The following is a 26,388-nucleotide window of genomic DNA, read 5'->3' on the forward strand; positions in this document are numbered from 1 at the left end:
ACTGCTGCAAAATCTGTGTTGTATTGCAGAGACGCTGCAGATACTGATAATTATACCGTTATCTAAAGCGTGAAGTTTAAAATTAAGCTCGTGCCGGATTTGGCTCTTTAGTAGAGTAGGGAGCAAACAGCATCGTCAGACATATTACCTCTGTGGTAAGGAGTAAGAGTGAATTATAGTATTCCTGAATCGATCAACACCGCCCGTTTGAGTCTGGAAAAGGTCACCATTGAAGACTGGCCTTCACTGCACAATTTTTATAAAGATGTTGAAGCCACCCGCTATACCACCGGACATCCTCTCAGTGAAGGGGAGAGTTGGCGGATTGTTGCTGCGCTGATTGGTCATTGGGAGATTCACGGTTATGGCCCCTATACCCTAAAACTGAAAGACAATGGTGCTGTGGTGGGAGTTGTTGGCCTGTGGTATCCGGGAGACTGGCCCGAGCCAGAGATTATGTGGTCGCTGGTGCCGGGGTATTCAGGTAAAGGGTATGCCCGCGAAGCGGCATTTGCGGTCAGACAGATGGCCGCTGAATGCCTTCCGCAGCTGCACCTGATCAGTCTGATCTTTGAGCAAAATTTGCCTTCGAGAAAACTGGCGGAGTCACTGGGGGCAACCCTTGAGCAGCGGTTTTTATTTCGTGATAAAGAGGCATTAATCTATCGTCATCTGTCACCGGCTCACCCGGGTCAGCCCGATTCCTGTGAGAATGCCGATCAATGCGATCAGGCTGTTTGAGGAAACCGCTTCTCCCAGAATAAGGGTGCCTGCAAAATATGCCACCACCGGTATCAGGAAATTGCAGTTAGAGAGGAAGCTGGGGCCTGCCCGGTTAACGACAATAAAGTAGACAATTGAGGCGACACCCGCGGGCATACAGCCCAGCCAGATAACGGCCATTAAAGCGTCTGGCCCAGCGACATAACGCAGCTCGTCAATGATAGTCTGTGCATCTGATAATATAAAAGGAAGTATCAGCAGCAGGCCGCACAGCAGCATACCTGAACCGGCAATCAGCGGGTTGAATTTAGGGAGTAAGCGGATCAGCACCGTATTCAGTGCATAGCTGCTGGCGGCGGTGAGAATCGCCAGCGCCCCCAAAAGGTCCACGCTCCCGGCGGCAAAGGGGTTGAGTATAAAGGTTACCCCGGAGAAGGCGAGAATCAGCCCCATCATCTTATAACGGTTGAAGCGCTCACCCTCAACAAAATAGTGGGCAATCAGCATCGTGACAAATGGCATTACCGCCATCAGTACACCGGTTGTCGCCGATGGCACTGTTTGCTGCCCCCAGGAGATCAGCAGAAATGGCAGGGCGCTGCCAAACAACCCCAGAATCATAAAACTTCCCCAGCTTTTGGCGCTGAAAGGGAGGCGTAAACCTCTGGAGTAGGCAAACAGCGTAATCACCCCTGCACCCAGCGCGATCCTGAGCAGAGTGATCGTCAGCGGTGACAATCCGCCCGCAATGGCGATGGAGGTCACCATAAATGAGGTGCCCCAGGTGATAACCAGAAAGCTGAGAAGCAGCCAGTTGATGAGTTGAGGGCTGAGCACTGTGGAATGACTCGTTTAGTGTTGAGAAAGCAGGCTAGTTTATACTACTCTGGTCTCTATTACGCTATGTGGTTTTCAGGGCTGTATAACAACACTCTACGGCTTCTGTCTTGTCTGACCCATACCTTGACACTTAAACCAGAATCGATCAGGAATATCATGAAACAGTTTGTTATTGTGTGTGTCGTATTGGCGTTGATTGTCACGGGTTATCTGGCGTTTCAGGGATATGTGTCGCGCACACAGAAAGCGCCGGGATTGGTGGATGGCGGATTAACACCTTGCGGCCCCAGGCCTAACGCCGTATGCAGCAGTAATGAGGGTGATGGTGAGCACTATATTAAACCGATTAATTTATGTGTTAGCAGTCTGGCTTCAGTGAGCGCCGATATAGAGCGTTTAGGGGGGAAGATTGTCTCGCTCGACACTGACTACTTAGCTGCTGAGTTCAGTTCTTCTGTGTTTGGTTTTGTTGATGATCTTGAACTGCTTCGGGATGTTAAAGGAGGCGTCATTCATGTCCGCTCAGCTTCACGGGTGGGGTATTCTGATCTGGGTGTGAATCGGCAGCGGGTCGAGGCGCTACGTAAACTTCTGGAGAATAATTCGTGAGTCGCAAGCCGAAGATTAACTTTTTGTCCGGCTATTCGCCTGAGCTGCAGCAACAGGCAGAAAACCTGATCGATTCAGGAAAGCTTCCAGACTATCTGCGTAAACGTTATCAGCCGGGACACAGTATTGTCGGCTCTAAAGCGCTCTATCAATACACCCTTGAGTTGAAAAACCGCTACCTCAGACAATCGGCTCCCCTTAATAAAGTTGAATACGACGACCGTATTGATGTGATCCATAATGCACTGGGATTACACACCCATATCTCCCGTGTACAGGGAAGTAAGCTCAGGTCTAAAAAAGAGATCCGCATCGCTTCGCTATTCAAACAGGCGCCAGAACCCTTTTTAAGAATGATTGTGGTGCATGAGCTGGCACATATAAGGGAGAAAGAGCATAACCGGGCATTTTATAAACTGTGTCAGCATATGGAACCGGACTATCATCAGCTTGAGCTGGATCTGCGGCTTTACCTCACCTGTCTGGAACGGTTTGGCCCACTCTACTGAGCCAGTAGATGGTTTGTATTATCTTCCTCATTTTCCTTATTCATACTCTGAGTTAATCAGATGACAGATCTTCAGCTTTATCAATATATTTTAATCGGCCTGCTGTTTGTCTGGAGCGGTTTCGTTCGCTCCGGGCTTGGTTTTGGTGGGGCGGTGCTCACGCTGCCGTTTCTGCTGCTGGTCGTCGATGATCCACTCATCTTCCTGCCCATTATTGGGGTGCATCTGATGTTTTTTTCCTGCCTGATCACCTGGCAGAACCGTCAGCGGGTTAAGCGGACGGCGGCAGACCATCAAAGCAGTGTCTCCACCATTGATTGGCAATATTTGCGTTTTGCTTTGTCTGTGATGATCGTACCAAAACTGATCGGTATTCTCGGTCTGTTGACCCTGCCAGCATCACTGATGAGCAGTATTATCTATTGCATCGTTATCGCCTACGCCATCAGTTATGTCCTCAATCGTCCATTCAGGAGTAATAGCCGCACCCTTGATATTGTGTTTCTGATAATGGGTGGCTATGTCAGTGGTACCTCTCTCATCGGTGCGCCGCTGATAGCGGCGGTCTTTGCGACGCATGTTAGTCGTGAAAAACTCCGGGATACCCTGTTTGTGCTCTGGTTTATACTGGTGTTAATCAAGATGGTGTCTTTTTTGATTGCCGGCGTTGATCTTCAACTGGTTCATCATCTGTGGTTGTTACCCTGTGCCTTTATCGGTCATCTGCTGGGTGAGCGACTGCATAAAAAGCTGGTCGGCGCTGAGAGTAAAGTGTTTTTCAGGGTGCTGGGCAGTGTGTTGATTCTTGTCAGTACGCTGGGGCTTATTCGCACCCTTATCTGAAGCCTGTCAGCAAAATCAGATGCTGAACCGTTGTGACAGCAAACTGACCGGAAATGATATTTTTAGCGGTTGGCTGAAGTGATAATTTAGTTGTTTTGCAGCGGAGGTGTTTATGTCTATCTGGAAAACAGAAAAAAGTATTGCCGAGTTGCAGGTGTTCGCCAGAAATACACTGATCGACCACCTGGGAATTGAGATCACCGAGATCGGCCCCGATTATATCACTGCCTCTATGCCGGTCGATTGCAGAACACACCAACCGATGGGGCTTCTGCATGGGGGCGCATCGGTAGTTCTGGCGGAAACACTCGGGAGTGTTGCCGCACAACTGGCTGCCGAACCCGGCCATCGGTGTGTCGGACTGGAGATAAATGCGAATCATCTGTCAGGCATCAGCACCGGACATGTTTATGGTACCGCATCACCTGTGCATATCGGTCGTTCAACTCAGGTGTGGGATATCCGCATCGTCGATGAGCAGGAAAAGGCGATTTGCGTTTCCCGCTTAACCGTCGCGGTATTAGGGAAATAATCTGATTTAGAAAAACAGCTTGGATTATGATCTGAATCGGCACTTTAGGGGTGTATATGACCGATTTAGGGTGTTAGACTGACAACTTAACAAGCCGGCCTATTAAGCCGGCTTTTTGCATTTTTTAAAACCTGAAACTGAACGGGTTTCTGCCATAATTTTATATTTCTGAAGAGAGAAATCTTCGTGCGTAAAGCTCTGTTGTCATTAATTGCTCTGTTTAGCAGCTGTATTATCCTCTATCTGGGTATTGGCCTGATGAACATTCTTGTGCCATCACGGATGGGGCTGGAAGGGATCTCAACCGACACCATCGGTATGGTGTTGTCGATGTATTTCGTCGGGATGCTGACTGGTGCCGTCTACAGTAAGCAGTTGGTTAAACGGGTCGGCCATATCAGAGTCTTTGCTGGCAGCCTGGCGATAGAAGCGATCTGTATACTGGCTTTCACTCTGGATGCTAACGCACTGTTGTGGGGAATATTGCGGGTTTTGCTTGGTTTCAGCCATGCCTGTCTGTTGACAGCGATGGAGAGCTGGCTCAGTGACAGCGCTACCGAAGAGACCCGGGGGAAAATCCTGGCTGTTTATAATGCCTGTATCATGGGCGGTCTGTTTTGCGGACAGTTCCTGATGGGGGTTGCTGAACCGTCTGACAATACTCTGTTTGTTCTGGTGGGTATCCTGTTCTGTATGGCCACGCTGCCGGTTCTTTTCAGTCGTTCTCAGGGCCCGGTGATTGAAACTGTCGCGCCGATGTCGATCATCTCTCTGTACAAAATATCCCCTCTGGGGGTGGTAACCTGTTTAACATCGGGCGCGGTCTATTCTGCACTGTTTAACCTGTTGCCGGTTTTTGCTGCTGAGTATCATATCAGCGGTTTTCAGCTGTCACTGTTTATGGGCTGTGCCATCCTGGGCGCCTTCAGCATGCAGTTTCCGGTGGGGGCTCTGTCGGACCGTTTAGATCGACGGACCATATTGCTGGGTTTGCTGCTGCTTTCCTCTGTGCTTGGCGTTGCAATTATCCCGCTGGCGGCGATGCATATGATGACCGGCATCTTTATTCTCTGTGGTCTGACGTCAGGGATGGTGGCCTGTTATTACCCGCTGAGCGTGGCTGAGGCGTTTGATAAACTGAAAAAATCTGAGATGGTATCCGCCATGGGCAGCATGCTGCTGGCCTTTGGTATCGGTGGTGCGATTGGCCCCTACACGGCGTCTCTGGTGATGTCCGCTTTTGGCAGTTCCAGCCTGTTCTATTTTCTCGCGGTATCACAGATGCTTCTGGCGTTGTTCACTATCTACCGTATGTCTGTCAGTAAGGCGCTGCCAGTCGAGGATCAGGAAGGCTTTGTGATGCAGGGTGAGGCACTGACCACGTCGGTTTACCTTGATCCCCGGACCGAGTATACCGAGCCTGAAGCGCAGCTGAGTGCAGAGGCCGAACTTGCAATCAGCATCGCAGAATCTGATCCTGCGGCCGCTGTTAAACTGGCACGTGCACTGACCGTTAAGAATCCTGAAAGAGGTACTGAGGTGGCCGCGGCTGTTGCCAAAGTGCCGGGTATCGATGTCATGCGCCTCTATGAGGTTATGAAAGAGGCGGCTCCCTATCAGATTCTTGAGATCACTCAGGCGATTGTCAAAGCCAAGCCTGATCTGGCAGCCGATCTGGTATCTCGTCTGGCTGAATGGTATCCGCAGCAGGTGATACCTGTGGCGATTGAAGTGGGACGGGTATTTCCCGAAATGCGGATTGAGATGGCGCGTATTGCCGTTGCATCTGCACCTGAATCAGCCACCCAGGTGGCTGAATACTATGCCCGTCTGATTGCCGAGGAGCGTGAATCAATGCGTCCGGCTGATCGTGAAGATGATACCAGTGAGGCCGATGCGCTGAACATGGCCACTGAACTCTGGGATGCTAATCCGGATCAGGCTCTGGATATTGCCGTGACCGTCGCAGGCTCGGTGCCTGAATCTGCGGTGGCCATGACAGAAGAGTATATGTCCCACTATGAATCTGAGGCAGACAGTGAGGAGACTGACAGCACTGCAGATGGAGCATCTGAGGCAGACGAGAGCGATTATCATGATGCGGTTGAATGGGTTTCGAGACTCTCTGAAGCTGCTCCTGAGCAGGCGATGGATGTTGCCGCAACGGTTGTAGAAGCGGTGCCTGAATCGATGTTCGAGGTGACGGAGCAATATCTGTCAGCAACCGATGAGGACGCAGACGATGTGACTGACAGCGATAGCGATGTCGCTGAAACGGCTGTTGACGGCTCTGACAGCGATGGTGAACAGGCTGAACCGTCTGAACAGACAGAAGAGGCCGAAGATGAGCATCAGAAAGCAATCGAGTGGCTCACCCGGATGTCTGAACTATCGCCTGAGATGTCATTGAATCTGGCGGTGAAAATTGTTGAAGCGGTACCGGAAAGTGCACGCTATGTTGCGGCGGAAGTTGCCCGGCTGTTACATGAAAGTTATCAGACCGACAATACCGGTTTAAATGACAAACCTGCCAGTGAAATTCAGGATGCCGTTGAGTTGGTTAACCGCCTTCGTGAGGTATCACCTGAGAGTGCCGAACAGGTCGCTGTCGCCGTGGTTGAAAACATCCCAGAGGCCGCCTCTGACGTTGTCGATGCGATCAGCGCTGGCGATCAGTCCAGAGAGGGGGAGTGGGTAGACTCTATTGACCGGAATAGTGAACGGCAGGTGGATACCCGTAATGCTGGCGGTTCGGATGTCCCTTCTGGTGATGATGCTGAAAAGCCAGAGAAAGACCATTAAAGAGAAGGCTGTTAAAGAGGATCGGCGGGCTGGGTTTCCCGCTGATCTTTACCTGCTTAAGTTAAGTTCATGTTTAAGCTGAGGTCTGACAGCTTTAACGACTTACAATGATCTTGCCAGTCGGGTCACCGCTTCAGCAGCCAGGGATGGCTCAGTATTGCTGAAGTTGAGCCTGATGGCATTATCTGTCTCTTTATCCCCGTCAGGGTAGAATGCGGCGCCAGGCACAACGGCAAGTTTATGTTCAAGGGCGCGGGCGGCTACTTCACTGCCTCTGCCTTTGCGCAGCTTCAGCCAGATAAACATACCGCCCTCTACCGTTTCAAACTCCACCTGCTGGCCCAGTTGCTGATGCAGCTCAGTGCTCAGTTGCTGATAGCGCTGCTGATATCCAAGTCGCAGGCTGATAAGGTGGTCTGGATATCCGGGATGATTCAGTAGATCGTTGATGATCGCCTGCTGAGGGATACCGGTATGCAGGTCGACCGCCTGCTTAATTCGTTCAGCAACCCTGATAAATTCAGCGGGGCCACTCATCGCGCCGACACGTAGCCCCGGAAATCCGATCTTGGAGAATGATTTCAGAGTGATTGTCTGTTCCGGGCAGAGCTGACTGAGGGGGCGTTGCTGTTCGCCACTGAAACGTAACTCGCGGTAGGGAATGTCCTCGATCAGCGTTACACCATAGCGCCGGCACAATCGGGCAACGTCGATTCTCACCCCGGCCGACCATACACGTCCGGTAGGATTGTGAAAGTCAGGCACCGCATAAAACAGTCTGACTGTGGGGTGTTGCAGGTAGTCTTCGAGCTGCGTCAGATCCGGGCCCTCTGAGTTACTGTTCAACGGGCAGATAGTTGCACCGCTGAGCTGAAACGCCTGTAGTGCACCCAGGTAAGCTGGCACTTCGGCAATCACCGCATCACCTGGTTCCAGAAGCGCCCGGGCTAGCAGATCAAGACCCTGTTGACTGCCGTTACAGATTAACCAGGGGTGGGGGTGTTGCGGATCAGACTGACTGAGTGTATCCAGTAAAGGCTGATATCCCCGGCTGCTACCATACTGAAACAGATGCACGTTATCCGCCAGTGACTGGCAGGTTTGCTGCACGAGTTTGACCGGTAACAAAGAGGATGCGGGCAACCCACCGGCCATTGAGATCATATCGGGCTGTACCGCCGCTTTGAGGATCTCCCTGATATAGGATGGGTTTAATGCGCCGGCAAGTCTGGCAAACTTCATGGCTCTGTCCTGTTGTTTGTGTTTTGTTATTTATCTTTGCCAGAGTGTAGATCTGTAAGTCGCTATTGATTTATCTATTTATGCTTTACTATTTGTCTGTTTAAACTTATTTTCAGCTAGGGTTAAAGTGTTTAACCGAACTTGAGAGATCAGACTAGCAATGCCAAACACTCAGCAGATAGTGCGCATCAACGATGTCCTGCACCGTATTCACCGGGACCTGAGTGCCCCGCTGACCGGTGCCGGTCTTGCACGTGTGGCCGCCTATTCTGAACAACATTTTCACCGCTTGTTTAAGCGGGTTACCGGCGAGTCTCTGCACTGTTATATCCGTCGGGTCCGGCTTGAGCATGGCGCTAATCTACTGATGTTTGAACCGTTAACGCCGATACGGGATATCGCCCTGAAGTGCGGCTATAATTCGCTGGCTTCATTCACCCAGGTGTTTACCCAGCAGTTCGGCATCAGCCCTGGCCGCTGGCGCACTCAGGAGCGTCCCCATACTCAGCCCTATATGGCAGACCCCGAAATCGCTGCAGGGGCCGAGCGGATTAAAGGGATTGCACTGCCCCAGCCGGATCTGATTGAACTGCCAGATCAACCGGTGGCCTATATCCGGCATCTGGGCTATGGTCGCTCAATTCGCAATGCCTGGCAGATTCTGCAGACGTGGGCAACGTCAGAGAAACGTCCGTTTGAAAAACAGATCGGCCTGCATCACTCCAATCCCGCCTGGACGCCGTTACACCGGTGTCGCTATGTCGCCTGCCTGGCGATTGATCGTCCGGTTGCCCGTCGGGGGCTGGTCAACTCGATGGTGATTCCTGGGGGCTTGTATGCACGTTTCAGGTTTGTCGGGCAGTATGGTGAACTGTTACCCTGGATTACCCGGCTTCAGGACGAGTGGCTGGCCGCTTCAGGCCTTAAATCAGGGGGGACTCCGGCATTTGCTGAGTATCAGCGCAACCAGTTCCTTGATCCAGAGGAACGTTTCGAACTGTCGTATTTTCAGCCTGTTCAGTTCTACTGATCAGACCTCAACTTTTAACAATACTAATTTAATACAGGATCTTTACTTGTGAATACGGAAATCAGTTTCAACGATCATCTTCGGCAAGACGAAGTGGTTCAGCTTTACCGCGATAATGGCTGGTCTGCGGCACAAAAGCCCGTTCAGTTAATGGCTGCGCTGGAGGGGTCTCACTCGCTGGTGACCGCCCGGATAGGGGGTAAACTGATCGGTTTAGGTAACGCGATCTCCGATGGCCATCTGGTAGTCTATTACCCACATATGCTGGTCTCTCCGGACTATCAGGGGCAGGGGGTTGGCAAGCAGATGATGCAGGCGATGCAACAGCGTTATCAGGGTTTTCATCAGCAGATGTTAACTGCCGATGGTGATGCGATAGGCTTCTATGAGTCACTTGGTTTCAGCCGGGCAGGAAAAACCGAACCGATGTGGATCTATGATGGCAATGATCATTAACCATGGTTGTCTTTAAAATGTGAGTTTTAACCGGATAACAAGTAGAGTAACGTTTTTATAGATCGGTGACCTGTGTGAGCCATTCCCGTTTTACCCAACTGGTTCCAATACTGTTTGTGTTGCTCTGGAGCACAGGCTTTATCGGGGCAAAATATGCACTGCCCTATATTGAGCCGTTCTATCTTCTGTTCATCCGGATGCTTATGACGCTGGCAGTATTTACCTTGCTGGCTCTGATTTACCGATCTTCCTGGCCTTCACTGCGCCAGGGGGGGCATCAGGCCGTTACCGGTTTTCTGGTGCATGCCTGTTATCTTGGCGGGGTATTTGCTGCTATTAAATGGCAGATGCCTGCCGGAATTGCCGCCATTGTCGTCGGTTTACAGCCTCTTCTGACGTCACTGATCGGCTGGCAGTGGCTGGGTCAGCGACTGCGTAGCGTACAGTGGATGGGACTGGTTATGGGGCTGGTCGGGGTGGTGGTTATCCTGCTGAATGGTCAGCATAGTGAGGTGATCACTTTTCGACCTGAGGCGGTTGTCGCGGTGCTTATTGCACTTTTTTCGATCTCTTTTGGCACGCTTTATCAGAAACGTTTTGGTGGTAAGGTCGATCTGTTAACGGGATCGATCTGGCAATATCTGTCAACTGCCGTTGCGATGGCGCTGTTGGCGTTTCTGTTTGAAGAGCGTCACGTTGAGTGGAATATAACGCTGATGTTATCTCTTGCCTGGCTGGTATTTGGCTTGTCGGTCTCGGCGATTCTGCTACTGATGTTCATGATTCGCGAGGGGGAGGCAGCCCGTGTTGCCAGTTATTTCTATCTGGTCCCACCGGTCACCTCGCTGGAAGCCTGGATTCTGTTTGGTGAAGCACTCAGCTGGATTCAGGTGGTGGCTATCGGCGTGACCGTCGCCGGAGTGTACCTGGTTCTCAGGCCAGCATCGGGGCCTGCGAGATAACCGACCGTATTAATGGATAAACAGCGAATGCCGCACAGGAGATTGTGTGAATATTGAAATTCTGTTTGTTTTAACGCTGCTGCTAATCACCATAGGCCTGTTTATCTGGGATCGTATCCGTATGGATATGGTGGCGATGATGGTGGTTGTGGTGTTGGCCGTATCGGGAATTATTACGCCGGCAGAGACGGTTTCCGGTTTTGGCCAGTCACTGGTGGTGATGATTGCCGGGCTGTTTGTTGTTGGTGAGGGGTTGTTCCGCACCGGTGTTGCCGCGGCGGTAGGTGACTGGATTCTGCGTATGGGTGGGCAGAGTGAGCGAAAGCTGCTGTTGGTATTGATACCGGTGGTGGCCGGGATGTCTGCGGTGATGAGTTCCACCGGTGCGGTAGCACTGTTTATTCCCGTGGTTCTGAGTATCTGTCGTTCCGCCAGGTTACAGCCCTCCAAAATGCTGATGCCGCTCTCCTTTGCCTCGCTGATTGGCGGGATGATGACGCTTATCGGTACGCCTCCCAATATGGTTGCCAGTACCCAGTTGCGTGCAGCGGGGCTGGAACCTTTTGGTTTTTTTGATTTCACCCCGATCGGTGGTGTTATTTTACTTTTTGGCTGCCTTTATCTGGTTTTTATTGCGCCCAAACTACTGCCTGAAACCGGCGTTCGGGAGGCTACACATCCCCATCTGAAAGAGTTTGCTCAACGCTACGGGATAGAGGATAACCTGTATCGTTTGCGGGCGAGAAAAGACTCAGAACTGGTGGGAAAAACGGTGTCGGATATGCGTCTGAGAAGCCGTTTTGAAGTGACGGTATTCGCCATACGTCGCGATGGAAAGCTGGTGTCATCGTTGATGCCGGTGCTTAGCGAAACACAGATTCAAAGTGGCGATGTGTTGTTAGCCTATGGCGAAGCCGAGGGTATCGAACGCTTATGTATCGAAACCGGGTGTATGTTTTTTGGCTTTCCCGATGACGAACGTACCCGCATGGATAAGGAGTTTGGTGTAGCTGAGGTGATGTTGCATAACCGATCTCCGGTTATCGGCAAAACGATTCAGGAGGGACGGTTCAGAGAGCGGTATAACCTCAGTGTTATTGGTGTGTTGCGTGATGGCAAACCCTTAGTCACCCGGTTTGCTGGCGAGCCACTTCAGTTTGGCGATACTCTGTTGCTGGCAGGAGGCTGGCGCTATATTGAGGCACTGGATGATCGCCAGAATTTCGTTATGCTGGAAACCCCGGCGGAGATGACTGAGACATCGGCGCGCTGGGGGCATGCTCCGATTGCCCTGACTATTATGGTCGCTATGCTGGCACTGATGATTAGTGGTGTGATGTCCAGTCTTAGTGCGATACTACTGGCTGCGGTGGCGATGGTTCTCAGCGGCTGTATCAATATGAATGAGGCTTATCGCTCATTGAATGCCAGCAGTCTGGTGCTGATTGCCGGGATGTTGCCATTGGCGCTGGCGATGCAGAAGAGCGGGGCTCTGGATCTGATTGTGTCAGGCTTATTAGCACTGCTGGGGTCAAGTACCCCGATGCTGATCTGCGCCGGATTGTTTGTGCTGACCTCAGTGCTGAGTCAGTTTATTTCTAACACGGCGACAACGGTTTTGATCGCTCCAATCTCAATTGCCATCGCCCAGGGGCTGGGGATGAGCCCTGAACCGTTTATGATGACGGTTGCCATTGCTGCATCGACTGCGTTCTCAACGCCGATAGCCTCGCCGGTGAATACTCTGGTGCTGGTGCCGGGTAACTACCGGTTTATCGATTTTGTCAAAGTCGGATTGCCGTTACAGTTAATGTCGATGCTGATAACGCTGACGGTTACGCCGTTAATCTTTCCGTTTTAGTCTGCATTTATGCGGTAAAAATGTATTATCTGACAATCAACAACATAATAATCTGATAGGTTTAAATAATGAGTGATCGTGAGTATCGTACTGTGAAGTCATCGCAAACGGTGTTGAAAGAGTTGATGGTGCCTTCCTACGCTAATTTCGGAGGAAAAGTACACGGTGGTGTGATTCTTTCGCTGATGGATAAGATCGCTTATACCTGTGCCGCATCCCATGTCAAAGGTTACTGTGTGACCGCTTCGGTTGATTCGGTTAACTTTCTTAACCCGGTTGAGGTGGGCGAGTTGCTGACCTTGTCGGCATCGGTCAACTATGTGGGTAACTCGTCACTGGAGATCGGTATCAAAGTGGTTTCAGAAGACTTTCGTCTGGGGATTGTGAAGCATACCAATACCTCCTATTTCACCATGGTCGCGATGGATGAGGAGAGCCGCAAGCCAGTACCGGTGCCTGGCTTAATCCTTGAGGATGAACAGGAAATAAAACGCTTCATTGAGGGCAAAATCCGCAAGCAGCTTAAATCGGCACACCGCTCAGAGATGAAGAAAATCCGTGGAAGTCTCGACCTGATTAAAGAGATTAATGCTCTGGACGGTGAAAACTGTCGTCTCTATAAATCCTGATTTGAGTGCTGAGGCTGAGCAGTGCTTTCCAGATAGGCAGGCAGTCTCATGGTTAGAAAATGCTGCCGGACGAAACTGAGCAGGGTAGAGGCTGCCGGGCTCAGTGAGCGGCCCTTACGACTAACCAGACAGATCTCACGGCGCATCTGTGGCTCAACCAGCGGGATAAAATGCAACGCCTTGAATGACTCGGTACTGGATGCCAGCGCGGGCAGTACCGAGATGCCTATGCGCTGACGAATCAGTGCGGCGATTCCCGCGGGGTTTGACACCTCCAGTATCGCTTTCTGATCTGACAACTGGAGCTGGCCCGCCTGGCGAAACTGATTCAGTTGTGCCCGGATGCCGGTATCAGCTGAAAGAAACAGCAGTTCTTCCTCAATCAGTGCCTGCCATTGTACCGACTCAAACCCTTCAAAACGGTGGCCTTCCGGCACAACCACGCCGTATCGATCGGTCAGCACCGGCTGATAGTACAGTTCAGGATTGGCCGAATGGTTTGCGCCGATGCCAAAGTCCACATCGTTATCCAATACCCGTTGTTCTATCTGTCCGGCGCTGTCATCCCGCAGTGAGATCGCAATCTCTGGAAATTGTTGCCGGTAATCGTCGATCACCGGTGGAAGCAGGCGGCTGATCGTCGAGGGGGATGCTGCAATTCCGACCTGCCCCTGTTGCTGCCCGGCAATTGCCTGGAGGTCGCCTATGGCGGTATCGAAATCAGAGATCAGTTTCTCCGCAACAGGGCGAAATTGTTCCCCCTGAGCCGTGAGCAGGACGCGTCGGGTTGTTCTGTCAAACAGGGTCAGCCCGACCGATTGTTCCAGCTGTTTGACCGTTGCGGTGAGACTTGACTGGGTCAGATGGAGCCGGCTGGCAGCCTGGGTAAAACTGCCGCAGCAGGCCACCTCTGTAAAGGCGCGCAGGTGCCTGATCGAAAGCGATGTGTTCATTTATCGTATTTAACAATTAATTAATCATATTTTATCGTTTGAATGATAAATGATAATTCTGCATTATGGCTATATATTTATTCGCCAAGAAGTCACAGGTTGACCGATGATCCCACGTATTGCCGAAATCAATCCCACCCAAAAACGCTACCTGTATTTTATAGAGTCCTTAAAAAACAGTCATTTTGAGGGTGAAGTTAATCCTGATTATGCCAGTAGAGTTGTGCTCTCTACAGACAACAGTATCTATCAGGTACTGCCTCAGGGGGTGGTGTTTCCCAAATCCGTTGAAGATCTGGTGCTGCTGGCAGGCCTTGCGGCAGAGTCTCGTTTTAAAGAGGTGGTACTCAGTGCCCGTGGCGGTGGTACCGGAACCAACGGTCAGTCGCTCACCGATGGCCTGGTCGTCGATATTTCCAGACATATGAACCAGATCCTCGAGATAAATGCTGAAGAGCGCTGGGTGCGGGTGCAGGGTGGGGTGGTGAAAGATCAGCTGAACGCTGCACTAAAACCCTATGGGTTGTTTTTTGCCCCTGAGCTTTCAACCAGCAACCGGGCAACGATTGGCGGCATGATTAATACCGATGCCAGTGGTCAGGGCTCCTGTATGTACGGTAAAACCCGTGACCATGTACTGGAGCTGAAATCGGTTTTTCTCGATGGCACTCTGTGGAGTTCAGCTCCACTGAGCGATGAGGCGCTGGAGGAGATAAAGTGTCGTGATGACCGGGTGGGTGAAGTACACCGTACCGTTGATCAGGTGTTTAATGAGCACCGCGACCTGATCGATGCCAAGTTTCCCAAACTGAACCGCTGTCTGACTGGCTACGATCTGGCTCATATCCGTGATGATGAGGGGCGTTTCAATCTTAACTCCGTCCTGTGTGGTGCAGAGGGCTCGCTGGCATTTATTGCTGAGGCAAAACTCAATGTTCTGCCAATTCCCAAATATTCGGCGCTGGTCAATCTCAAGTATGCGGGGTTTCAGGATTCCCTCGAAGATGCGGCTGAGCTGATGTCCTGGGGGCCTACCTCAATCGAAACCGTTGATTCCAAAGTGCTGAATCTGGCGATGAACGATATTGTCTGGGACACGGTTAAAGACTACTTCCCACAACACGAGGGCGAGCCGGCGATTCAGGGGATTAACCTGATCGAATATACCGGCGATGATGAAGACCAGCTGAGAGCAAAAGTCGCGAAGCTGACCGCCTATCTGGACAGCGTCTCCGGTCAGCCGGGTAAAAGTTTCGGTTATACGGTTACCTTTGGGGCTGGTGAGGTTAATAAGATCTGGGGAATGCGGAAAAAGTCGGTGGGGTTACTGGGGAATGGAGTGGGTGAGCAGCGTCCAATTCCGTTTGTTGAAGATACCGCAGTGCCCCCGGAAAATCTGGCCGCCTATATCAAAGAGTTTCGTGCGTTGTTAGATAGCCATAATCTGGCTTACGGTATGTTTGGCCATGTGGATGCCGGTGTGCTGCACGTTCGCCCGGCTATCGATATGAAAAATGAGGCCGAGGAGGGCTTGATCCGGACCATCTCTGATGCGGTGGTTGCCCTGACGCAAAAATATCATGGTCTGATCTGGGGAGAACATGGCAAAGGCGTTCGTTCTGAATATGCCCCGGCCTTTTTTGGCGAACTCTATCCGCAACTGCAGATCATTAAAGGCGCGTTTGATCCGGCCAATCAGCTTAATCCCGGTAAGATCTGCACCCCTCTGATCGATGGTGCTGAACTGTTAAAAATTGATCAGGTGTCTACCCGCGGCCAGTATGACCGCCAGATTCCGGCTCATACCCGGCAAGAGTACAGTCAGGCGATGTTCTGTAATGGTAACGGTGCCTGCTATAACTATGACCCTAATGATGCGATGTGCCCCTCATGGAAGGCCACCCGGGAGCGTAAACACTCGCCCAAAGGGCGCTCATCGCTGATTCGCGAGTGGTTACGGCTGATGTCGCTGCAGGGCGTCGATGTGGTTGACGAGGGCAGTAAAGCCCGTTATGGCTCGTTTATTACCAGTTTACCCGGACGCATCAAAAACAGCTGGAAGAAAAAGCAGGGCGAGTACGATTTCAACCACGAAGTGCATGAAGCGATGATGGGCTGTCTGGCCTGCAAATCCTGTGTGGCGCAGTGCCCGATCAAAGTGAATGTGCCGGATTTCCGTTCCCGCTTTCTTGAAGCTTATTACAGTCGCTATCTGCGTCCGCTGAAAGATTATATGGTCGGTGGTCTGGAGTACATGATTCCCTATCTGTCCCGCTTCCCGGCGCCTTATAACTGGATGATGAACAACTCACTGATGCGCTCAGTTCTGCAGCGCTGGGGAGGGATGGTCGATAGCCCTGCGATCTGTACCAACACTCTGAAACAGGGGATGGAACAGCGGGGTATCCGCTTTGCCACGCCAGAGAACCTCGCCACAATTCTCCCGGAAGAGCGTGAGCATTCGGTGATTATTGTTCAGGATGCCTTTACCAGCTTTTTCGAAACCCAGTTGGTGCTGGATATTATCGATCTGCTGCGTAAAACCGGTTTTAACGTTTTCGTTGCACCCTTTAAACCTAACGGTAAACCGCTACATGTCCATGGGTTTAAGGCAGCCTTTAACCGTGCGGCTGACAAGAATACTCAGATGTTGCAGGCACTGGCCACGAGCGGTATAGCCATGGTCGGGGTTGACCCTTCTATGACGCTGACCTATCGGCAGGAATATATTGATGACGGGACCCGTCAGCAGGTCAGGGTTGAGTTGATTCAGGAGTGGCTGGCCAGACACTGCGATCTGTTAAATCAGAAAGCGGAAGGGTTGCCGAAAAATGAGTATAAGCTGATGGCCCATTGTTCTGAAAAGACCTCGGCCGCAGCCTCCATTGCTGACTGGAAAAAGATCTTTCAGGCTCTGGGACAGACACTCGAACTGCAGGCAACCGGTTGTTGTGGCATGGCGGGAACCTATGGCCACGAAACCGAAAACGTCGATACCTCAAGGAAGATCTATGATCTGAGCTGGTCAGAGGTCGTGAACGATCCGGCGAATGAGGGCCGGCTGGTTGCGACCGGTTATTCCTGCCGCAGCCAGGTGAAGCGGCTTGATGAGCAGCAGTTACCGCATCCTTTACAGCTGTTGCTGCAACTGCTGAAGGCGGCTTAGAGGGGGATTCAACCTTTCCGTATCTCGGCCGGACTACTGATCAGTGGTCCGGTTTTTTTCCTTCTGAGCCTGCAGATATTGGCGGTCCATCTCGCCATACTGACGTTCGTAAGCCTGCGGATCTGAGCGCCAGAGGCGATAGAGTTTGCGATCATTACGGGCCATGGGGGGCGGATTCAGTTTACGCCTGATGATCGCCTGCCAGGTAACAGGTGCAAACATCAACAGGATAAACAGGATTACAATGAAGAGTTTATAGTGTTCCATTTTCAGTCCATATTCTGGATTAAGCCCGTTTAACAGCGCTATAGTAACGTTTTCTCTGTTTCTTTTTCACCCTTCTGGACAGTCATATCATGAGCCGGGCCGATCTCTGGAACAAGCGATATCTTAATAAAACCGATACCGCCCCGGTATTGCCCGCTGAGTTGCAGCGTCAACTTGACTCCTTAGCCCCTGGGCACACACTGGATCTGGCCTGTGGCGATGGTGCCGCAGCGCTCTATCTTGCCTCCGCCGGTCATCAGTTGATGGCGGTGGATTTTGCCGAGAGGGGACTCAGGCGTCTGCAGCAGTTTGCCGCTGATCACAGCGTTACCGTTGAAAGCCACAGGTGCGACCTGAATAATCCCGATGAGCTCAGGGGGCTGGGGCGGTTTGATAATATTGTTATCGTTCGCTACCTGCCGGAGCGGCTCCTGCTGAATATGCTTCCTGATCTGATGAAGCCCGGAGCCCACCTGCTGATCACCACCTTTAATCAGGAACATCACCTGCAATCCGGCTTTCCGCTACGTTTCTGTTTACAACCGCAGCAACTGATCGATCAGTTACCCCGGTTGACTCTGGTCTGTTACGACAATGGGCTATTAAAAGGAAGTGTATTTGATAGTTACCTGTTTACCCTTTAATGTCATGTTTTCCTCCTATGGTGCAAGTGCAAAATACGCTGAGATCAGCGATCATAGAACCCCGTTAACGGCTAAATTTAAGGAGTATCATTGTGGACGATTTATTACCTGAACTTTGTGACCAGTTTCCCGATCTGGTGCAGGTCGTGGAACCGATGTTTGGCAACTTTGGAGGTCGTGAACGTTTTGGTGGCGAAATCGTCACGCTAAAAGCGTTCGAAGATAACTCTCTGGTGCGGGAACAGGTGGCGCTGCCAGGTGAAGGCCGGGTGCTGGTTGTTGACAGTGGCGGTTCCATGCGCCGGGCTATGCTGGGTGATATGCTGGCTGAAAAAGCGGTGCTGAATGGCTGGTCCGGCATTATCATTTATGGCTGTATCCGCGATGTCAATGCGATCGGTGAGCTCGACCTTGGCGTGCAGGCGCTGGGCACACATCCAATGAAGACCGATAAAAAAGGGATTGGCGAACTGAATGTGGATCTGACCTTTGGCGGGGTAACCTTTAAGCCCGGCCATTATGTGTATGCGGATAACAACGGCATTCTGGTCTCTCCTGAGAAACTTGAGCTGAGCGAAGCTTAATTACCGGTATCGCTTAATGTGAGAGAAAAAAAGCCTCTGCCGATACTCAGCAGAGGCTTTTTTGTGTAGCGATAGCGCTTATTTGAAGGTATCGGCAAACAGGTTGTCGGACCAGGTAAACATATCGTTGAAGTTACGGCTACTCCAGTTATGTGCTTCACCCAGCGAACCCGGTACCAGCCCCATTGAGCCAGTATCGGGGTTGTAGCTGTATACAGCGGTCAGCCAGGATGCCTGATCGTACGTGATCGGGCTGAAACAAGCTGAGTTTGTGGTGATATTCTGTAAGCGTTCCTCGGTATAGCTGGACAGACCATGGGCGGTACGGATAATGCTGTCGGCACAGATTTTCGCCTGAGCATTTGCCATATGGCCGGATTTAGGTTGCCCGGTGCCCTGTGCATCACCGATAACATAGACATCCTGAAACAGTGTGTTAGTGGACGCATAGGTAACCGGATCAACGTCTGCCCAGCGAGAGTCTCCGGTGAGTCCGCTCACTCTGAGGATATTCTGAGCACCGTGGGTCGGGATAACGTTAAGGACATCCCCGGCAAAACTGCCCTGAGAGGTATTAACAATCAGGTTATCTGAGTCGACAGACTCAACCTGCGCATTCGGAATGTACTCGATAATATCGCCATAGAGATCATTGAAGGCACTGGTAAAGGTGCCTTTCTCCGCCATGATGCCTGGGTTGGCGTCCAGTACAATAACCCGGGGAGCGACACTGCCACTGCCATCAAGATAACCGCTGCGGCGACCGAGAATGTCCGCTACGATGCAGGCCCGCTCATAGGGGCCGGGGGGGCAACGATAAGGCGCTTTAGGCACGGTCATGACAAAGGTGCCGGTGTCCGGCATTTTGTTGATTTTGTTGCGCAGATTATTCGACTGTCCTCCTGCGATCCAGGCATGGGGGACTTTGCGGAAATCCTGCCCCGGAATATTGTCAAACTGAATGCCTGTGGCGACCACCAGACTGTCGTAACTAACCCATCCAGCCTCTTTTAATCGGAGTTGTTTTTGTGGGCCTCTGATTCTTTTAGCCCGATCATGTATGACTTCAACGCCATACTTCACCTGCAGATCATTGTATTCAAAGGTAAGGTCGGTTGTTTTCAGGCGCTTGTTGAGAATCAGGTTGCTCATGATACAGGAGACATGATTTGAATTTGGTTCTATCAGCGTGACTGCTATCTCACCATTGCTCCACATGCGCAGATATTTTGCAACGGTGCAGCCAGCAAAACCGCCTCCGAGTACTGTAACATGGTGAATGGGTTCTGCGGCTTTTGCGCCGCCAGTTAAGGTCAGTGCCGCAGCAGAAGCAGGCACCATCTGGATAAAATTACGTCTGGTTAATGGCATTTTTGTAGCCCTCCGGTGTCCTAGTAGCAAGCTATATCAATGAGATCAGGATGTAACAGATCCGCTTAGTCACCACCGTTTTCGGGTAGGATGGAATAATACTGAGCGATGCGTCGAATCTGATCGTCGGTATAGCCGAGGGCCTGATGATCCATGATGCCGCTGGGGCGGTCTTCACCTTTCATATCGTATAGGTGGTCGGCGAGATCTTTAGCTTCATCACCTCCAAGGTCGGGATAGGAGCCGCGCGCATACCCATTAGTGCCGTGGCACTGAGCACATTGCGAGGCGATCATTCTGTTAACAGTCTGGTCTTCAGCGATGGCTGAATGAATGGATAATATAAACACGGCAGGAGCTATCAGGAGCTTCCCGAAGGTTATTGTTGAGCTAACTCTCATATCTTCACCATACTTATAGAGTTAAGTTGACACAGCCAGTATCGACTGCGATGTACTTTTACCCCCCCATAAGCCAGCTACATCATGTAGCACTCATTAATATATAGACATCAAAAATGGTTATATCAAAAAAAAAATACTCAAGATGGGTTCTGCAAAAAACTGTATGAGTCGTGGTGAGGAAAGATATTTTTTACAAAGTGAGGGGCAATGAGGGCGAAGAATGGTTAAGGGATATCGTAAAGGGGAAACAGAGAAAAAGGCCGCATTGGCGGCCTTATCGCTGGATTTATAACGGTAAAAGAGGCTAATCTTCAGGAATCAGATGGCCTTTTATCTGATACGCTTTACCCCGGAAAAACGCCAGCTCCTCACCTTTCTGGTTATACAAGGTGATGTCATATACACCGGTTCGGCCACTGCGTGAACGTTCCTTCGCAATCGCTGTGAGGGTATCACCTTCAAAAGCGGGGGCAATAAACTCTATATTACATCCGCTGGCAACGGTTGAGCGGTTATAGGTGTTACAGGAGTGTGCAAATGCTGTGTCACACAGGGCAAACATCATCCCACCATGACCTATCGCATGACCATTAAGCATATCCCTGCGCAGCACCATCGATAGTTTGGCGTAGCCGGGAGCAATCTCATCAATGGTCATGCCCATCGCCTGAGCTGTCTGATCGTCACGGTGGAGGGCTGCACTGCAGGCTTCTGCCAGCTGTTGCGGTGTCATCTCACTGGTTTTCATCTCAGGCACCTCCGGCCACTTTTCTCAACAACAGGGGAGATGCTCGGTAACGGTCTTCACCGTAGGCATCCATCAGATTATCGAGAACATCAAGGGCGTAGCTCAGTTCCAGCTTATTGACCCACTCAATTGGCCCGCAGGGGTAGTTCACTCCCCCTTTCATGGCGATATCGACCGCCTGTTCATCACAGACCTGTTGATTAACCGCATCGAAGCCTTCGTTGGCGAGCATGCAAACGGTACGCATCACCACCATGCCAGGGATATCATCGATAACAGTGACTGATTTTCCAATTGCCTGAAAGAGCCCGATAGCTGACTGTACCGCTCCCGGTGACGCCTGATCGGCCGGTGCCAGCGCAATGCGGGGCGCGCTGGTGTAATCCAGCGCAAGATCGAAATTGATCAGGTCCGGGCGCAGGGTTTCGCCGGCACGCAGGGTAGCGAACTGACCGTTGGTCAGCATTAGGGTGGCATCACCTACTGAGATCATCCCTTCGACCTCGTCATTATCGATCCGGGTAACCCGGATGCCAGCCGCTTCAAACATCGGAATTAACGGCTCAGCTACGCCGAGGCTGCCTTCAACCGTGATTGACAGAGGGGCAGGAGCGGCGTCTGAGGTAAGTGCTGCTGGTTTTTCAGCGTCGCTACTATAATGGTAGAATCCACGGCCCGTTTTACGGCCCAGATGACCGGCATCTACCAGCTCTTTCTGAATCAGCGATGGCAGGAAACGCTGATCATTATAGAACGCTTCGAAAACAGAGCAGGTAACCGCATAATTAACATCGTGGCCGATCAGATCCATCAGCTCAAACGGGCCCATACGGAATCCACCACATTCACGCATCAGCGTATCAATCGTTGCGATATCGGCACCGCCTTCCTGGTAGACACGCAAGCCTTCCGCATAGAAAGGCCGGGCAACCCGGTTGACAATAAAACCAGGGGTGGATTTTGCCAGTACTGGCTGTTTACCCCAGCGGGCAGAAAGAGCATAGATATCAGATGCGATATCTGGGTCTGTATCCAGACCACTGATCACCTCCACCAGCTTCATAATTGGTGCGGGGTTGAAAAAGTGCATACCCACCAGGTTTTGTGGTCGCTTCAGTGTTGAGCCGATCGCGGTCACTGATATTGACGAGGTGTTGGTGGCAATCACGGTGCTCGGGTCGCAGATCTCCTCCAGTTGACCAAACACCTGTTGTTTTATCTCCAGCCGTTCGACAATCGCTTCAATCACCAGACTGGCCGGGGCCAGGTCGGTTAATGCATCAACCGGGGTTAGGCGGGACAGCAGTGCATCCACATCTGTCTGGCTCATTTTGCTCCGTTCAACCAGTTTCGCGAGCCCTTTAGCGGTGTTATCAATACCCCGCTTAGCGGCACCTTCTGCAGCATCGAAGAGGAGAACCGGGTGGCCCGCATTCGCAGCCACCTGTGCGATGCCGGCACCCATAGTACCGGCACCGATGACGGCGATCACCGAATCTGTTGTAAAACGATTCATAACTGTTTGCTCCATTACTTTCCGGTAAATTGTGCCGGGCGTTTTGCCATAAATGCGCTGACACCTTCGCGATAATCGTCGGTACGGCCCGCCAGTGTTTGCAGATCACGTTCCAGATCAAGCTGCTCGTTCAGGCTGTTATTAGCCGATGCCTGCAGCGCTCGTTTGATCAGTGCCAGGCCCTTAGTGGGCTGAGTGGCCAGTTGTTTTGCCATGGCCAGCGCGACCTCTTTTAACTCTTCTGCCGGGTAGGTTTTCCAGATCATACCCCATTGCTCGGCTTGCTCTGCTGAAAGTTTGTCACCCAGTAGAGAAAGTGCCATTGCCCGGGGGAAACCGACCGCCCGGGGCAGGGTCCAGGTGCCACCGGAGTCTGGAATCAGGCCGATCTTGCAGAACGCCTGAATAAAGCTGGCATTTTTGGATGCCAGTACAATGTCGCAAGCCAGGGCAATATTAGCACCGGCTCCTGCGGCGACTCCGTTAACGGCGCAGATGACCGGCATCTCAAGCGAACTGATCGTACGGATCATCGGGTTGTAGTTTTTCTCGATCGATTCGCCCAGATTAGGCATCTCGGCGTCCGGGTCGACGGCCCGGTCACTAAGGTCCTGGCCGGCACAGAAGCCCCGGCCATTACCAGTGATCAGCAGGCAGCGTACCGCATCGCTGGTTTTAACCTGTTTCAGGGCATCGCGTACCTCAGCGTGCATCTGGGTGTTGAAACTGTTGAGACTGTCAGGGCGGTTGAGTGTCAGAATGGCAACGCCTTCAGTGATCTCAAACTCGATATGTTCATATGTCATCTTATTATTTTCCTTGAAAATGGGGTTGGCGTTTTTCCATAAAGGCGGCGATGCCTTCGTTTCGATCCTCTGTTGCGGCCAGCAGGGTAAATGCTTTTCGCTCTAAGTTGAGACCGGTTTCCAATGTTGTTTCGTAGGCTTTCAGCAGTGATTCTTTCGCCAGGCGAACAGCGATGGGAGGCTTAGAGGCGATGGTTTTAGCCAGGGTTAAAGCCTTTGGGTAGCTCATCTCGGGAATGGTAACTTCACTGACCAGACCAAATTCACGAGCTTGTTCGGCATTTATAAATTCACCTGAAAGAACCAGTTGCATCGCCATCGACTTGCCCACGGTTCTTAGCAGGCGCTGGGTACCTCCGGCACCGGGAATAATCCCCAGATTGATCTCCGGCTGACCGAAGCGGGCATTGTCTCCGGCGATGACGATATCGCAGTGCATCATCAATTCACAGCCGCCGCCCAGGGCAAAGCCGTTAACCGCTGCAATAACAGGTTTTGGATATTGAGCGATACGTCGCCAGTAAGTGGGACGGATGTCATTCATTACCCCTACCGCATCCAGTTCAGCCATCTCTTTGATATCAGCCCCAGCGGCGAACACTTTTTCACCACCAGTGATAACTACGGCTCTGACTTCGTCATTGCCGATGGTGGCGTCCAGCATATCTGCCAGTTCACGTAGCAGGTTATTACACAGGGCGTTACGCGCTTGAGGGCGGTTGAGGGTGATGGTCATTACCCCGGAATCCGGCTCGGTGACCAGAATATCTTGATAATCAGGCATGGTTTATCTCAGCATATTGAGTATCGAAATCGGCTGTCAGCCCGAGGCAAACAGACTAACGTTCATTATTATTTTAGTGGGTGCAACTTAAGCAAAGCGTTTTCTTGCTTTGTTAGCCGAATCTTTCTGTCCGGCACGGATCACTCTTGCAGCCGGATTAAAGGTTACCGTAAAACACTAAAGGGATACAAATATATTGTTATTAATTTATCTTTTCGTATCACTTTGTTTAGTGTATCTTTTAGTTTTATAGATATTCGTCAGGCAGTTTAGGTCAGGTTGAAACAAATTCTGCTGAAAAAAGTACTATCTTTTATAACCTGTCTGACAATAAACCGTATGTTGGCAGAAAATTCGGTTAACCCTTTTTTCTGCACCAAGATAAAGCCTCAGGGCCAGTTAAAATAAAGAGAATCCAGTATGAGCCAAACCCTGTTTGATCTGCACAAAGCAAAACTTGATGCTGCACTGAACGCACTCCGTACCCGTGATTATTACAGCGCCTATGCTGAGAGTCCCAGCCCGCGTAAATATGGTGAAACCGCTGATAAAGATGGTCAGGCGGCCTTCAAAGCGCATCTGAACCGTTCATTTGAGCTGGACATGCCTGGAATCACTGGTGAGGCGGGCAGCGAGGTTTCCCCTTATGGATTTGAGCTGGGTATCAAATATCCCACCGTTGATATCGATATCCTGCTGCCTGCGATGAATGAAGCGCGTAAAGTCTGGCGCGATATTGGTGTACAGGCGCGTACCGGGATCTGTCTCGAGATTCTTAAACGCATCAACCAGCACAGTTTTGAGATCGGCTATGCAGTGATGCATACCTCGGGTCAGGGCTTTATGATGGCATTTCAGGCCGGTGGTCCTCATGCTCAGGATCGCGGTCTTGAAGCGGTTGCGTATGGCTATGATGCGATGATCCATTCTCCCGCTGCAGCAACCTGGACCAAACCGCAGGGTAAGCATGATCCGCTGGTGATGGATAAAACCTTTACTGTTGCCGGGCGTGGCGTGGCTCTGGTCATCGGCTGTTCAACCTTCCCCACCTGGAATACCTATCCGGGTTTGTTTGCTTCGCTGGTTACCGGCAACCCAGTGGTGGTTAAACCCCATCCGGCAGGTATTCTGCCAGCGGCGATCAGCGTAAAGATCGCTCAGGATGTACTGAGAGAACAAGGCCTGCCGCCGCATATCGTATCGATGGTTATCGATGCCGATCCGGCCCAGCCGTGCACTAAAGCGCTGGCGCAGCGTGATGAAGTTAAACTGATCGACTTTACCGGTAATACCCCGTTTGGTGACTGGCTGGAGCATAACTGCCATCAGGCGCAGGTTTACACTGAGAAAGCCGGTGTTAATACTATTATTATCGACTCAACCGATAACTTTAAGGGGATGATACAGAACCTGTCATTTACCCTGAGTCTGTATTCCGGTCAGATGTGTACCACGCCGCAGGATATCTTTATTCCAGCCGGGGGTATCGAAACTGACCAGGGGCACAAGAGTTTTGATGAGGTCGCAGAAGCACTGAGTACTGGTATTACCCGGTTCCTGTCTGACCCTGAGCGGGCCGGCATGGTGCTGGGTTGCATCCAGGCTGAGGTAACCGACAAGCGTATCGACAGCGCCCGGGAGCTGGGTGAAAAGATCGGTACCGTGGTTCGCGAATCAGACCGTCCTGAAAACCCCTGGTTTAAAGAGGGACGGATGCGTAGCCCGCTGCTGATCGCAGTGGATGCCGATAAAGAAGACGCCTATATGGAAGAGCTTTTCGGTCCGATCAGCTTCCTGGTGCGTACCGCCAGCACCGCTCACTCAATTGAGCTGGCGCATAAAGCCGTGAAAAATCATGGTGCGATTACCATGGGCTGTTACTCAACCAGCGACGCTGTGCTGGAACAGATTGAAGAGGCTGCACTGGATGCCGGTGTTGCGCTCTCGATCAACCTGACCGCCGGTGTTTATGTGAACCAGAGTGCAGCCTTCAGTGATTTTCATGCCACCGGCTGTAATCCGGCGGCTAATGCGTCATTGTCAGATCTGGCCTATGTTGCCAACCGCTTCCGCATTATTCAGAGTCGTAAGCACGCCTGAAAGGTGA

25 protein-coding genes are annotated in these 26,388 nt (G+C 51.4%); 15 read left to right on the top strand and 10 right to left on the bottom strand.

Going from position 1 to position 26,388, the window contains the following annotated elements; genetic code table 11:
- The first annotated feature begins 168 nt into the window (after nucleotides 1–168).
- Nucleotides 169–741: a GNAT family N-acetyltransferase gene (locus BMY09_RS12650; RefSeq protein ID WP_091358763.1), complete on the top strand. Its 573-nt coding sequence runs from the start codon at nucleotides 169–171 to the stop codon at nucleotides 739–741.
- Here BMY09_RS12650 and BMY09_RS12655 read toward each other — a convergent pair.
- Entirely contained in the window at nucleotides 676–1,560 is an 885-nt protein-coding gene (locus BMY09_RS12655; protein WP_245756578.1) for a DMT family transporter, read from the bottom strand. The genes BMY09_RS12650 and BMY09_RS12655 overlap by 66 nt on opposite strands.
- Nucleotides 1,561–1,719: 159 nt before the next feature.
- On the opposite strand from BMY09_RS12655, the gene BMY09_RS12660 reads away from it, so the two are divergent.
- From BMY09_RS12660 to BMY09_RS12680, 5 genes are all read left to right on the top strand, one after another.
- Nucleotides 1,720–2,172, top strand: coding sequence for a DUF1499 domain-containing protein (locus BMY09_RS12660; RefSeq protein ID WP_091358768.1), 453 nt, complete (start codon nucleotides 1,720–1,722; stop codon nucleotides 2,170–2,172).
- Nucleotides 2,169–2,681, top strand: coding sequence for a M48 metallopeptidase family protein (locus tag BMY09_RS12665; protein WP_091358771.1), 513 nt, complete (start codon nucleotides 2,169–2,171; stop codon nucleotides 2,679–2,681). Before BMY09_RS12660 ends, BMY09_RS12665 begins: the two co-directional genes overlap by 4 nt.
- Before the next feature lie 60 nt (nucleotides 2,682–2,741).
- Nucleotides 2,742–3,524 (top strand): TSUP family transporter, encoded by a 783-nt coding sequence (locus BMY09_RS12670; RefSeq protein WP_091358775.1) that lies wholly within the window; start codon nucleotides 2,742–2,744, stop codon nucleotides 3,522–3,524.
- 112 nt (nucleotides 3,525–3,636) lie between these two features.
- Nucleotides 3,637–4,056, top strand: a complete 420-nt coding sequence (locus tag BMY09_RS12675; protein ID WP_091358778.1) for a hotdog fold thioesterase — start codon at nucleotides 3,637–3,639, stop codon at nucleotides 4,054–4,056.
- A 186-nt stretch (nucleotides 4,057–4,242) separates the two neighbouring features.
- Nucleotides 4,243–6,858: an MFS transporter gene (locus tag BMY09_RS12680; protein ID WP_091358782.1), complete on the top strand. Its 2,616-nt coding sequence runs from the start codon at nucleotides 4,243–4,245 to the stop codon at nucleotides 6,856–6,858.
- Between the two features lie 102 nt (nucleotides 6,859–6,960).
- Here BMY09_RS12680 and BMY09_RS12685 read toward each other — a convergent pair whose 3' ends face one another.
- The gene (locus BMY09_RS12685) at nucleotides 6,961–8,100 is read right to left on the bottom strand and encodes an aminotransferase-like domain-containing protein (RefSeq protein WP_091358785.1); all 1,140 of its coding nucleotides are present in this window, start codon (nucleotides 8,098–8,100) and stop codon (nucleotides 6,961–6,963) included.
- A 160-nt stretch (nucleotides 8,101–8,260) separates the two neighbouring features.
- On the opposite strand from BMY09_RS12685, the gene BMY09_RS12690 reads away from it, so the two are divergent.
- From BMY09_RS12690 to BMY09_RS12710, 5 genes are all read left to right on the top strand, one after another.
- Complete coding sequence (locus BMY09_RS12690; protein ID WP_091358788.1) at nucleotides 8,261–9,130, top strand: AraC family transcriptional regulator; 870 nt, start codon at nucleotides 8,261–8,263, stop codon at nucleotides 9,128–9,130.
- A gap of 48 nt (nucleotides 9,131–9,178) precedes the next feature.
- Complete coding sequence (locus BMY09_RS12695; protein WP_091358791.1) at nucleotides 9,179–9,586, top strand: GNAT family N-acetyltransferase; 408 nt, start codon at nucleotides 9,179–9,181, stop codon at nucleotides 9,584–9,586.
- A gap of 74 nt (nucleotides 9,587–9,660) precedes the next feature.
- Nucleotides 9,661–10,548 carry a DMT family transporter gene (locus tag BMY09_RS12700; protein ID WP_091359183.1) on the top strand — a complete coding sequence of 296 codons (888 nt, stop codon included), beginning with the start codon at nucleotides 9,661–9,663 and terminating at the stop codon, nucleotides 10,546–10,548.
- A gap of 46 nt (nucleotides 10,549–10,594) precedes the next feature.
- On the top strand, nucleotides 10,595–12,409 hold the full coding sequence (locus BMY09_RS12705) for an SLC13 family permease (protein WP_091358794.1): 1,815 nt from the start codon (nucleotides 10,595–10,597) through the stop codon (nucleotides 12,407–12,409).
- A 68-nt stretch (nucleotides 12,410–12,477) separates the two neighbouring features.
- Complete coding sequence (locus BMY09_RS12710; protein WP_091358797.1) at nucleotides 12,478–13,038, top strand: acyl-CoA thioesterase; 561 nt, start codon at nucleotides 12,478–12,480, stop codon at nucleotides 13,036–13,038.
- Here the strand turns inward: BMY09_RS12710 and BMY09_RS12715 are convergent.
- Nucleotides 13,026–13,991 (bottom strand): LysR family transcriptional regulator, encoded by a 966-nt coding sequence (locus tag BMY09_RS12715; protein WP_091358801.1) that lies wholly within the window; start codon nucleotides 13,989–13,991, stop codon nucleotides 13,026–13,028. The genes BMY09_RS12710 and BMY09_RS12715 overlap by 13 nt on opposite strands.
- A 106-nt stretch (nucleotides 13,992–14,097) precedes the next feature.
- On the opposite strand from BMY09_RS12715, the gene ydiJ reads away from it, so the two are divergent.
- Nucleotides 14,098–17,157, top strand: a complete 3,060-nt coding sequence (ydiJ, locus tag BMY09_RS12720; RefSeq protein WP_091358804.1) for a D-2-hydroxyglutarate dehydrogenase YdiJ — start codon at nucleotides 14,098–14,100, stop codon at nucleotides 17,155–17,157.
- A 33-nt stretch (nucleotides 17,158–17,190) separates the two neighbouring features.
- Here the strand turns inward: ydiJ and BMY09_RS12725 are convergent, their stop codons facing one another.
- Nucleotides 17,191–17,424 carry a hypothetical protein gene (locus BMY09_RS12725; RefSeq protein WP_091358807.1) on the bottom strand — a complete coding sequence of 78 codons (234 nt, stop codon included), beginning with the start codon at nucleotides 17,422–17,424 and terminating at the stop codon, nucleotides 17,191–17,193.
- An 89-nt stretch (nucleotides 17,425–17,513) separates the two neighbouring features.
- On the opposite strand from BMY09_RS12725, the gene BMY09_RS12730 reads away from it, so the two are divergent.
- Together BMY09_RS12730 and rraA are read left to right on the top strand one after the other, a co-directional pair.
- Nucleotides 17,514–18,068 (top strand): class I SAM-dependent methyltransferase, encoded by a 555-nt coding sequence (locus tag BMY09_RS12730; protein ID WP_091358811.1) that lies wholly within the window; start codon nucleotides 17,514–17,516, stop codon nucleotides 18,066–18,068.
- A gap of 92 nt (nucleotides 18,069–18,160) precedes the next feature.
- Entirely contained in the window at nucleotides 18,161–18,652 is a 492-nt protein-coding gene (gene rraA, locus BMY09_RS12735) for a ribonuclease E activity regulator RraA (protein WP_091358814.1), read from the top strand.
- A gap of 78 nt (nucleotides 18,653–18,730) precedes the next feature.
- Here rraA and BMY09_RS12740 read toward each other — a convergent pair whose 3' ends face one another.
- The 6 genes from BMY09_RS12740 to paaF form a co-directional block, all read right to left on the bottom strand.
- Entirely contained in the window at nucleotides 18,731–20,023 is a 1,293-nt protein-coding gene (locus BMY09_RS12740) for an NAD(P)/FAD-dependent oxidoreductase (protein ID WP_091358817.1), read from the bottom strand.
- Between the two features lie 65 nt (nucleotides 20,024–20,088).
- A complete protein-coding gene (locus BMY09_RS12745; protein ID WP_175483532.1) occupies nucleotides 20,089–20,373 on the bottom strand; it encodes a c-type cytochrome in 285 nt (94 codons plus the stop codon).
- A 358-nt stretch (nucleotides 20,374–20,731) separates the two neighbouring features.
- Nucleotides 20,732–21,175 (bottom strand): hydroxyphenylacetyl-CoA thioesterase PaaI, encoded by a 444-nt coding sequence (paaI, locus tag BMY09_RS12750; RefSeq protein ID WP_091358826.1) that lies wholly within the window; start codon nucleotides 21,173–21,175, stop codon nucleotides 20,732–20,734.
- Between the two features lies 1 nt (nucleotide 21,176).
- On the bottom strand, nucleotides 21,177–22,691 hold the full coding sequence (gene paaH, locus BMY09_RS12755; protein WP_091359185.1) for a 3-hydroxyacyl-CoA dehydrogenase PaaH: 1,515 nt from the start codon (nucleotides 22,689–22,691) through the stop codon (nucleotides 21,177–21,179).
- Between the two features lie 14 nt (nucleotides 22,692–22,705).
- Nucleotides 22,706–23,497 (bottom strand): 2-(1,2-epoxy-1,2-dihydrophenyl)acetyl-CoA isomerase PaaG, encoded by a 792-nt coding sequence (paaG, locus tag BMY09_RS12760; protein ID WP_091358830.1) that lies wholly within the window; start codon nucleotides 23,495–23,497, stop codon nucleotides 22,706–22,708.
- A gap of 4 nt (nucleotides 23,498–23,501) precedes the next feature.
- Entirely contained in the window at nucleotides 23,502–24,281 is a 780-nt protein-coding gene (gene paaF, locus BMY09_RS12765; RefSeq protein WP_091358836.1) for a 2,3-dehydroadipyl-CoA hydratase PaaF, read from the bottom strand.
- 420 nt (nucleotides 24,282–24,701) lie between these two features.
- On the opposite strand from paaF, the gene paaN reads away from it, so the two are divergent.
- Nucleotides 24,702–26,381: a phenylacetic acid degradation protein PaaN gene (paaN, locus tag BMY09_RS12770; protein ID WP_091358839.1), complete on the top strand. Its 1,680-nt coding sequence runs from the start codon at nucleotides 24,702–24,704 to the stop codon at nucleotides 26,379–26,381.
- Nucleotides 26,382–26,388: the final 7 nt, after the last annotated feature.

The sequence above is a fragment of the Amphritea atlantica genome, from assembly GCF_900111095.1.
GTDB lineage: Bacteria > Pseudomonadota > Gammaproteobacteria > Pseudomonadales > Balneatricaceae > Amphritea > Amphritea atlantica.